The sequence below is a fragment of the Paraburkholderia sp. BGA-UO-ETr-F21 genome (assembly GCF_059567925.1).
Genome location: NZ_JCAQOY010000036.1, coordinates 543,228 through 553,514, shown reverse-complemented (window position 1 = coordinate 553,514; position 10,287 = coordinate 543,228). Strand labels below are relative to the sequence as shown.

Sequence of the window (10,287 nt, the reverse complement as noted above, 5' to 3'; positions counted from 1 at the left end):
AGGCCGCGACGCTGAACACGATCGCAGCGGCGCAGAAGATTGGCGGGGATATTCACGTGCTGGTGGCAGGGCACAACGCACAAGCCGCAGCGGATGCGGCAGCGAAGATTGCAGGCGTTTCGAAGGTCCTGCTGGCTGACGCGCCGCAACTCGAAGCGGGTCTCGCGGAAAACGTCGAAGCGACGGTGCTGAACATCGCAAAGGATTACACGCACATCCTCGCGCCGGCAACGGCGTACGGCAAGAACATCGCGCCGCGTATCGCCGCGAAGCTCGATGTCGCGCAGATCAGCGACATCACCGCAGTGGACAGCGCTGACACGTTCGAGCGCCCGATCTACGCAGGCAACGCGATCGCGACGGTGCAATCGGCTGACCCGAGCAAGGTCATCACGGTTCGTTCGACCGGTTTCGACGCTGTGGCGGCGGAAGGCGGAAGCGCAACGGTCGAGAAGATCGAAGCCGCAGCGGACAGCGGCATTTCGCACTTCGTGAGCCGTGAAGTGACGAAGCTGGACCGTCCGGAACTGACGTCGGCGAAGATCATCGTCTCGGGCGGTCGCGGCTTGGGCAACGGCGAGAACTACACCAAGGTTCTCGAGCCGCTGGCAGACAAACTTCAAGCCGCCCTCGGTGCATCGCGTGCAGCAGTGGACGCAGGCTTCGTGCCGAACGACTATCAGGTCGGCCAAACCGGCAAGATCGTCGCCCCGCAGCTGTATGTCGCGGTCGGCATCTCGGGAGCGATCCAGCACCTGGCCGGCATGAAAGACAGCAAAGTGATCGTCGCGATCAACAAAGACCCGGAAGCGCCGATTTTCAGCGTCGCCGATTACGGTCTCGTAGGCGATCTATTCGGAGCAGTGCCGCAATTCACGGCTGCGCTCTAGCGCGCCCCTGCGCGCTGCGCAGTTTGGCGAATCGAATAACAACATCAGACAGCCATCGATCGTCACTCAAACCGCTTTCCCATTGCTGCTGCAAGGCAGCGTAGCGACATGTCAGGAGATACACATGGCAACTTCTATTCCGCGCGCAGCGACGCCTTCGCTGATCGAGCGGCGCTCCATCGACTATATCCCCGAAGCGGAGCGCCACGGCAGTCTCGTTAGCCAGTTCACGCTATGGTTCGGCGCGAACCTGCAGGTTACGGCGGTCGTGACCGGCGCGCTCGCGGTGGTGCTCGGCGGCGACGTCTTCTGGTCGTTGATCGGCTTGCTCGTCGGACAGATCATCGGCGGCACGGTCATGGCGTTGCATGGCGCGCAGGGTCCGCAACTTGGTTTGCCGCAGATGATTTCGAGCCGCGTGCAGTTCGGCGTCTATGGCGCGATCATTCCGCTCACGCTGGTGTGCGTGATGTATGTGGGCTTTTCCGCGGGCGGCACCGTGCTTGCCGGGCAGGCGATCGGGCAGTTGCTGCATGTCGAGAACACTACGGCGATCGTCATCTTCGCCGGGTTGATCGTCGTGCTGACCGCACTCGGCTATCGCACCATTCACTCGATGGGCCGTATGTCGAGCATCGTCGGCGTGCTGGCGTTTCTCTATCTGTTCGCCAGTCTGCTGCATGGGCACGATATCGGCGTTCTGTTGAACAACCGGCACTTTACGCTCGGCTCGTTTCTGCTCGCCGTGTCGTTGTCGGCTTCATGGCAGATCGCGTACGGTCCGTACGTTGCCGATTATTCGCGCTATCTGCCGCGTGCCACTTCGGCACTGAAGACGTTCTGGGCGGTCGGCCTCGGTTCCGTGATCGGCGCGCAGGTCTCGATGGTGTTCGGTGTTTTCGCCGCGGCGCTGGCGGGTAATCGTTTCGCGGGGCACGAGGTGTCGTTCATCGTCGGACTGGGCGCGAGCGGCATGCTCGCAGCTGTGCTGTACTTCACGATCGCATTGGGCAAGCTCACGATCACCACGCTCAATGCCTATGGCAGTGTGATGTCGGTGGCGACCATCATGACCGGCTTCGGCGGGCAACGGTCGATTTCGAGCCGCACGCGCCTTGTCTTCATTTTCCTGATGGTGGGTGCATCGACGGGGCTTGCACTAGCGGGACATCACGCGTTTCTGAAGGAATTCACCGCGTTTCTGCTCTTTCTACTCGCCTTCTTCACGCCGTGGAGCGCCATCAATCTGGTCGACTACTATTTCGTGACCAGGGAACGCTACGACGTGCCGGCGCTGTTCGATCCGCAAGGCCGCTATGGCCGCTGGAATATGACGGGCATCGCGGTGTACGCATTCGGTGTTCTGATCCAGATGCCGTTCATCGCGACGAGTTTCTATACCGGCGGGTTGGTGGAAGCGCTGGGCGGGGTCGACATTTCGTGGATCGTCGGATTGGCCGCGCCTGCATTGCTGTACTACTTCGCAGCACGAGCAAAAAGGGCTGACATTCCCGAGCAGATGATTCTGCCGCATGAACTCGGCGGCGTGGACGGCGTGGGGCAATAGAGCAGGGCGCCGGGGCGTGCGGGCTCTATTGCTTCAGCATTTGCGCGGCATGGTCGTGCCCGCGCGGCACCTGCAAATACGCGGCAATGGCGCTCGCCCGCATCGGCCGGCTGAACAGATAACCCTGCACCGCGCGAGCGCCTAGTGCTTTGACGACCTCGACTTGCGACACCGTCTCGAGTCCCTCCACGATGCATTCGAGGCCGAGGTTCCCGCACAGGTCGAGCACCGACTTGACGATCTTTTTCGAAGCGCTGTTGGAATCCACGTCCGTCATGAAACTGCGGTCGATCTTGATCGTATCGAAGGGCAGGCGATGCACGTAGCTGAGGCTTGAATAGCCGGTGCCGAAATCGTCGAGCGATACCCGGCAGCCGGATTTCTTGATCATGGTGAGCGAACAACGGGCCTGTTCGAAATCACGCGTCACCGCGGTTTCGGTGATTTCGAACGACACGCGATGCGGCGGCACGCCGCTTGCCATGACGATATCGATCAGACGGCGGGCGCGTGCCGACGTGCAGATATCGATCGCCGACAGATTGAACGACAGGTAGAGCTCCGACGGCCAGCGCGCCACTTCGTCGAGTGCTTTGTGCAGCAGCACTTCCGTGATGCGTAGAATCAGTTCGGTACGCTCGGCAATCCGAATGAATTCTTCCGGTCTGACGGCGCCGAGCCGTGCGTTATGCCAGCGGCCGAGCGCTTCCATGCCGATGGTGCGCTGCGTGAGCACGTCATAGATCGGCTGAAACTCCAGGAACAGTTCCGACTCGAGATCCGCATGGCGGAGTTCCTGGGTGACGAGGCTCGAGCGGCGGATGCGCGTTTCATGTTCGGTCGAGAAAATGACCGGCGTGCCGCGCCGGCTTTCCTTGCCCGCGTATAGCGCCGCGTCGGCGCGTTCAAACACTTGCGCGACCGTCGTGCCGGCTTCGGGGAACGCGGCCCAGCCGATGGTGCCCGACAGTTCGGCAACGTTGCCGGCGACCCGGTAGGGCTGACTGAGCGCCCCGCAAATACGCTCGCCCAATTCGACGAGCGTCGCGTTCGCCAGTTTGTGCTGGGCGAGCACGCCGAACTCATCGCCGCCGAGGCGCGCGAAGAAAATGCCGGGCTCGGCGAGCGACAACAGGCGTGCGCCGACTTCCTGCAGGACGAGATCGCCGCTGGCGTGGCCGTAGATGTCGTTGACCTGTTTGAAGCCGTCAAGATCGATCAGGCCGACATTGAATCCCCCGCCGCTGTCGAGCGCGTGCTCGGACAGCGCGCGCAGCGAGGCGAAGAAGCTGCGCCGGTTGGGCAGGTCGGTCAGGCTGTCGATGCTCGCGAGCCGGAAGTTGTCGTCGCTCAGGCGCTGCGTCTTCTGCTGGCTCGCCTGCAACTCGCGCTGTGCGTGCACCACATCGGCGAATGTCCGGCAATACAGCTGAATGATAAAGACGAGCGCGACGCCTACCAGTGTCATATCGACAGCCATTGCGATGAATACCGGATAGCCGGTAAAGACCAGAAAGGTGGAAAAGCTTAGGATGACGATCGACAGCAGCAACATGGACGCCGCGCGCAGGTGCATCAGGCAGAACACGCAGCCGACTACCGTGGTCGCCATGTAAAACGCGACTTGCGTCTGTTCGTAGGCGGTGCCGTAGGGAAACAGGAGCAACGACCAGCTGCTGAACGCAACGGCGAAGAGGCCGGCCAGCCAGGTGAGCTTGCGCAGTTCGGACACCGCTCTGTCGTCGGTCAGAACGCGGTGCCGGAGTTGCCACCATCGTATGCATCGGACCACACACATGGCGCACAGCGCCGCCGGAAAATAGATCGCCAACCACGCAGGCGCGCAACTTATATGCGTAATGGCGACCGTCGTCGTGTTGACCAGCAGAATGAAGTAGAGAAGCGGGACCTGGTGGCCAAATGCCTCGAGCTGCGAGCGCACGAGTTCGGGGTCGCGTTTAGCGACCGACAGCGCATCCCTGAATTGGGTTAGCAGAACCATTCCCGTCCTTTTTTAAACGTTTGCGCTGCACTCGCAGCTTGGTATATCGGCAGGACGGGTGGGATCTTAAGGACACCTTGAACGAAATCGAATCCCGGTGCGAACGAGCGGTAAGTTCGACCGTAAAACGTTGCGCGGTCCGTCATTTATGCCGAATCGAGGTGGCGCAAATGACAGGTTCGCGTATCAAAGTGCAGGACACGAAAGTACACGCTGAGGCTCCAGGGTTGTGCCCGGTTGGCCGTTTTGAGCCTGCGTGCCTTGCGGCGGGGTGGAGACGAGACGTACGGCATTCACGCCGGCATTTGCCAGCACATATTTTTCGGGGCTGTTTTCGGGTTGCCAATAAGCCCGGAAAGTGCCGCCATCGCCGAAAACCAGCAGCTTGCCGTGGACGGTTCCGGCATGGCTCACCAGGTCGACGGGTTCGCCGTCACGCACCTGAAAGCTCTGCGGCGACCCGGAATGTGCCACGCCGACCAGGGTGGCGCAGGCTTTGTCGTCGGCTGCGAAGGCTGCGCACGAGGTCACAGCGAGGAGCGCACATGTTGCAATATGGCGAAATTTCATTTTTTTATTCCTCCCGGATTCTTGATTGCGGACCTCTCGTCCTGACAATTTTAGAAACTCTCTAATCCACCATAACATAGTAAAAAAGGCCGCCGGCCAAGGTTTGCGCAGCGCTAAATCACTGAAATTGCAACGGATTGTGATAGCGGGAGAATACGCATGGAGCGCGATAAATGCCTAAGCGCGCGATTCTTATGGCACTTTGCAGGAAAAAATCGTCAAATTCCCTGTGGGCGGGTGATACAAGCCTTACACCCAAGGTTTGCGCGAACCGGCGCCTATGCGTTAGTGTGTCGGTCCCGGCGCGACAGACGTGGCGCCGGTTCCATGATTACCATACGGGAAGTGCTATGAACAAACAGGAACTGATTGATGCAGTCGCCGCAGCGACGGGCGAAAGCAAAGCGGCCACCGGCCAAACCATCGACGCGATCGTCGAAGCGGTGACCAAGGCCGTGGTGGGTGGCGATACGGTGCAACTGGTCGGTTTCGGTTCTTTCTCGACTGGCGCGCGCGCAGCACGCGTCGGCCGCAATCCGTCGACCGGTGCAGAGATCCAGATCGCGGCTGCCAAGACGGTGAAGTTCACCGCTGGCAAGGCGTTTAAGGAAGCCGTCAACGCGTCGTAATGCAACGCGCTTCACGCCGGAGCATCCACGCGCGCTGCCGTGGCGCGCGGCGAGCGATGCATCGGGTGTGAGGAATCACGCGCTGCCCAACCCCGGTCAGATGGATCAACCGGCGGATGGTGCGGCGCGTGTGTTTTTGAGCCGACCCCCAACGGGACTTTCCGCAGGGGTGTTCGACGCAGGGCGTGCTCGACGCAGCGCCTGCGCCCCGGCGCACTCAGCCCGCGCGGCGTTTGCGGGTGGCCTCGGCGAGCGTCTCGAGCGCCGGCTCGGTCTGCGCCCAACTGACGCAGGCATCCGTAATGGATACGCCGCGACGCAACGGCACACCGGGCTTCAGATCCTGGCGGCCTTCTTCCAGATGACTTTCCAGCATGACGCCGATAATGCGGCGCTCGCGCTGCGACAATTGCTGCGCGATATCCTGCACGACCTCCAGCTGACGCAAATGCGATTTGCCCGAGTTCGCATGCGAACAGTCGATCATGACCTGCTCGCGCAACCCCGCTGATTTGAGCGCCGCGCAGGTGGCTTCCACCGACGCGCTGTCGTAGTTCGGCCCTTTCTTGCCGCCGCGCAGGATCACGTGCGCGTCGTCGTTGCCGCGCGTTTCGAAGATCGCGGCCATGCCCATTTTCGTCATGCCCATGAACGCGTGGCTCGCGCGCGCGGCGACGATCGCGTCCGCGGCGACCTGTACGCCACCGTCCGTGCCATTCTTGAAGCCTATCGGGCAGCTCAGTCCCGAAGCCAGTTGACGATGGCTCTGGCTCTCCGTCGTGCGCGCGCCGATCGCGCCCCAGGCGATGAGATCGGCGATGTATTGCGGGCTGAGCAGGTCGAGAAATTCGGTGGCCGTGGACAAGCCGAGGCCGTTGATGTCGAGCAGCAGTTGCCGTGCAAGACGCAGACCTTCATTGATGCGGAAACTGCCGTCGAGCCGCGGGTCGTTGATATAGCCTTTCCAGCCGACGGTAGTGCGCGGCTTCTCGAAGTAGACCCGCATCACGATCAGCAGATCGTCCTTGTAGTTGTCGGCGGCGGCCTTCAGCTTGCGCGCGTATTCGATCGCCTGGTCGTGGTCGTGAATCGAACACGGTCCGACGATCAGCACCAGCCGGTCGTCACGGCCATGCAGAATGTCGGCGATTTCCGCGCGGGTCTTCTCGACCAGCGTCTGCACCGAAAGCGGCGTGGGCAATTCGTCCTGCAACAGGGCAGGGGAAATCAACGGACGTACCGCGCCGATCCGAACGTCGTCGATGCGCGTGGTGTCCTGGGTGGCGTCGGCCGAGCCGACTTCCTGATCGTGCAAAGGATTGTCGATGGCGCTCAAAATGTTCTCCCGGACCTTGATGGTGAGGCGGCCTCGCGGCCTGACTGCGTGAGTGTGGGTGCGTCGATGCTGGCTGTCTTCGCTGCCGGGATTATGACACTCGCGTGCTGCGGCCGGGACGGCACGCGTCAAAGGCGTTTGATCAAGGCCATGGCGGCGGCCGGATTGCACTCCTTGAAGCCGCTGATCACGTAGAGATAGACATCGCGTGCGCCTGTTTTTGCGGGTGCTTCCGCCGAGGTTTCCAGATCGTCCGGTGTCGCGCCCGCCGCCAGTTGCCGCGCGCGTTCCGCCCATGCTTCCAACGCTTTGGTCGAATAACCGTTGGCCTGTTTGTCCGTTGTGCCCATGATGCGCGCGTAGACGAAGGGCGCGGTGATGTCGGCGATCTGCGGGTATTCGCTGTCGCCGGCGAGGACGATGGCGACTTTGTATTTGCGTGCGAGCGCGACGAATTCCGGCGTCTTGAAGGTGTCGTTGCGCACTTCGACCGCATGTCTTAGCTTCTGGCCTTCGATGCTGGCGGGCAGTAGTTTCAGAAAGGCTTCGAAATCTTCCTTATCGAATTTTTTGGTGGTTGCGAATTGCCAGTTGATCGGGCCGAGTTTCTGTTTGAGCAGCAGCACACCGCTGCCGAAAAAGCGTTCGATGGTTTCGCCCGCGTCCGCGAGGACTGTTCGGTTGGTCGCATAACGCGGCGCTTTCAGTGAAAAGACGAAATCGTCCGGCGTTTCCTGATACCACTTCTCATAGCTCGCCGGTTTCTGCAAACCGTAAAACGTGCCGTTGATTTCAATCGATGTGAGATTCCTGCTCGCGTATTCGAGTTCGCGGCTTTGCGTGAGGTCGGCGGGGTAGAAGGTGCCGCGCCAGGGCGCATAGGTCCAGCCGCCTATGCCGATGCGGATGTTCGTCGTTTTGGCGGCCTTCGCGGTTTTTGTGGTTTTTACGGCGGGTTCTTTCGGCACTTGGGCTCTCCATCTGGCTTCGCAGGGGAAGCAGTAGATTAGCCGCTTTTTCGCCGGATAACGCGTAAGTCCGGAGAACCGGAAGCGCGCCTGCTATTCGCCGCTTCGCGACGCGTCTGCCGCTTGACGCGCAGCCTCTTCGAACCGCCGGTTCGCTTCCGCCACTTCCGCCCTGAACTGCTGCAACGCGCTCACCGCCAGGTCGGGCGGCGTGAGCGCGGCCCACAACACGTCGATGAGCTGGTCCGCGGTCGCATCGATATCGATATGCCGGTTCGCGAGCGTGGCGTCCCACAACACGTGCTCCATCGGCCCGAACACCATCGAGCGCAGCAAGCGCAAGGGCATGTCGGCGCGAATCTGGCCGCTCTCCTGGCCTTGCGCGAGCACGCGCATCAACGGTGCGGTATAGCGGCGCTGCAACTCGGTGAGCGCCTCGCTCAATTCATGGTGGCGGGCCCGTCCTTCGGACAACACCAGCGCGCACAGATCGGTGCCGTTCACGAGCATCAACCGCAAGTGCGTGCGAACAATGAACGCGAACTGCTGGCGCACATTGCCGTCGCGCGGCAAGCCGGATTCGATCGCTTCGATGATCTCGTCGTACCAGTCGCCGATCACCCGGGCGCACAATTCGCGTTTGCCGCGGAAATAGCTGAACACGGTCGCCTCGGAAATGCCCAGGCGCTGCGCGATCTCGGCGGTTGTCGCGCGCTCGTAGCCCTTTTCGGAGAACACGTCACGCCCCGCCTGAAGGATCTCCTTCACGCGTTGCTGCGACTTGCGCCCGGCCGGCTGGCGGCGCGAGGCGGGTAACTCGGCCTTCGTGGCAACCGTCATATGAGTCCAGTTCAGATTTGTTGGTCGAATTCGGCGTGAAAGCCTGCCGATTGACCCCGTGACGCCGATGCTACCACGCCATTTCGGCCTTGTAGAGGGTTTGGCCGTTTTCTGAGTGATACTCAAAAATATCTATTGACGCTTACGTAAATCTGGCGTGAAATGCGGCTTGAACGTTGCGCTTCGTGCGGGACGATAAAGGCGGGTCCACCGGTCCGCCACCGTCCGCTGAGCCGCATCCGGACCAGCCGCCGCCTCAAGGCCGGCCGCCAACGAACTCCTGGAGACACAGCAATGAGCAACCTGCCCGGTTTGCAATTCCCGCTCGGCGAAGAAATCGAAATGCTGCGCGACAGCATCGCGGGATTCGCTGCCAAAGAAATCGCCCCGCGAGCCGCGGAAATCGATCGCACGGATCAGTTTCCCATGGACCTGTGGCGCAAGTTCGGCGATCTTGGCGTGCTCGGCATGACGGTCTCGGAGGAGTACGGCGGCGCGAACATGGGCTACACGGCGCATATGATCGCCATGGAGGAGATCTCGCGCGCGTCGGCTTCGGTCGGTCTCTCGTACGGCGCGCATTCGAATCTGTGCGTCAACCAGATTCATCGCAACGGCACGGAAGCGCAGAAGCAGAAATACTTGCCCAAGCTCGTGTCGGGCGAACACATCGGCGCGCTTGCCATGAGCGAGCCGAACGCGGGGTCGGACGTCGTCAGCATGAAGCTGCGCGCCGAGAAGAAGGGCGATCACTACGTGCTCAACGGCACGAAAATGTGGATCACCAACGGCCCGGATTGCGACACGCTGGTCGTCTACGCCAAAACCGATCCCGAAGCGAATTCGCGCGGTATTACCGCGTTTATCGTCGAGAAGGGCATGAAGGGTTTCTCGGTTGCTCAGAAACTCGACAAGCTCGGCATGCGCGGCTCGCATACCGGCGAACTGGTGTTCCAGGACGTGGAAGTGCCGGAGGAAAACATTCTCGGCCAGCTAAACGGCGGCGCTAAGGTGCTGATGAGCGGCCTCGACTACGAACGCGCCGTGCTCGCGGGCGGCCCGACGGGCATCATGGTCGCGGTCATGGACGCGGTCGTGCCGTACATTCACGACCGCAAGCAGTTCGGTCAGCCGATCGGCGAATTCCAGCTCATTCAAGGCAAGGTGGCCGATCTCTACACCACGTTGCAGGCATGTCGGGCCTATCTCTACGCAGTGGGCCGACAGCTCGATACGCTCGGCAAGGAACATGTGCGCCAGGTGCGCAAGGACTGCGCGGGCGTGATCCTCTATACCGCGGAAAAAGCCACGTGGATGGCGGGCGAGGCGATCCAGATTCTCGGCGGCAACGGCTATATCAACGAGTATCCGGTCGGCCGTTTGTGGCGCGACGCTAAGCTCTATGAAATCGGCGCGGGCACGAGCGAAATCCGCCGCATGCTGATCGGCCGCGAACTGTTCGCCGAGACGGTCTGAAGGAGAAGC

9 protein-coding genes are annotated in these 10,287 nt (G+C 61.4%); 4 read left to right on the top strand and 5 right to left on the bottom strand.

All coding sequences use genetic code 11. The annotated features are described in order from the left end of the window. The coding region (locus tag AC57B1_RS23625; RefSeq protein ID WP_496418838.1) for an electron transfer flavoprotein subunit alpha/FixB family protein at positions 1 to 890 on the top strand (890 nt) is incomplete at its 5' end. A gap of 124 nt (positions 891 to 1,014) precedes the next feature. Further along, a complete protein-coding gene (locus AC57B1_RS23620; RefSeq protein WP_496418837.1) occupies positions 1,015 to 2,457 on the top strand; it encodes a purine-cytosine permease family protein in 1,443 nt (480 codons plus the stop codon). A 25-nt stretch (positions 2,458 to 2,482) separates the two neighbouring features. Here AC57B1_RS23620 and AC57B1_RS23615 read toward each other — a convergent pair whose 3' ends face one another. Together AC57B1_RS23615 and AC57B1_RS23610 are read right to left on the bottom strand one after the other, a co-directional pair. Next, positions 2,483 to 4,459 (bottom strand): putative bifunctional diguanylate cyclase/phosphodiesterase, encoded by a 1,977-nt coding sequence (locus AC57B1_RS23615; RefSeq protein ID WP_496418836.1) that lies wholly within the window; start codon positions 4,457 to 4,459, stop codon positions 2,483 to 2,485. A 186-nt stretch (positions 4,460 to 4,645) separates the two neighbouring features. After that, positions 4,646 to 5,029 carry a hypothetical protein gene (locus AC57B1_RS23610; RefSeq protein WP_496418835.1) on the bottom strand — a complete coding sequence of 128 codons (384 nt, stop codon included), beginning with the start codon at positions 5,027 to 5,029 and terminating at the stop codon, positions 4,646 to 4,648. 350 nt (positions 5,030 to 5,379) lie between these two features. Between AC57B1_RS23610 and AC57B1_RS23605 the strand changes: the two genes are divergently transcribed. Then, positions 5,380 to 5,658, top strand: coding sequence for an HU family DNA-binding protein (locus AC57B1_RS23605; protein ID WP_006049832.1), 279 nt, complete (start codon positions 5,380 to 5,382; stop codon positions 5,656 to 5,658). 217 nt (positions 5,659 to 5,875) lie between these two features. Here the strand turns inward: AC57B1_RS23605 and AC57B1_RS23600 are convergent, their stop codons facing one another. The 3 genes from AC57B1_RS23600 to AC57B1_RS23590 form a co-directional block, all read right to left on the bottom strand. Further along, positions 5,876 to 6,994, bottom strand: a complete 1,119-nt coding sequence (locus tag AC57B1_RS23600) for a 3-deoxy-7-phosphoheptulonate synthase (RefSeq protein ID WP_496418834.1) — start codon at positions 6,992 to 6,994, stop codon at positions 5,876 to 5,878. Positions 6,995 to 7,122: 128 nt separating this feature from the next. Then, a complete protein-coding gene (locus tag AC57B1_RS23595; protein WP_496418833.1) occupies positions 7,123 to 7,962 on the bottom strand; it encodes a DUF72 domain-containing protein in 840 nt (279 codons plus the stop codon). A gap of 93 nt (positions 7,963 to 8,055) precedes the next feature. Further along, the gene (locus tag AC57B1_RS23590) at positions 8,056 to 8,802 is read right to left on the bottom strand and encodes a TetR/AcrR family transcriptional regulator (RefSeq protein WP_408295497.1); all 747 of its coding nucleotides are present in this window, start codon (positions 8,800 to 8,802) and stop codon (positions 8,056 to 8,058) included. A 294-nt stretch (positions 8,803 to 9,096) separates the two neighbouring features. On the opposite strand from AC57B1_RS23590, the gene AC57B1_RS23585 reads away from it, so the two are divergent. After that, the gene (locus tag AC57B1_RS23585) at positions 9,097 to 10,278 is read left to right on the top strand and encodes an isovaleryl-CoA dehydrogenase (RefSeq protein WP_091807598.1); all 1,182 of its coding nucleotides are present in this window, start codon (positions 9,097 to 9,099) and stop codon (positions 10,276 to 10,278) included. Positions 10,279 to 10,287 lie beyond the last annotated feature (9 nt).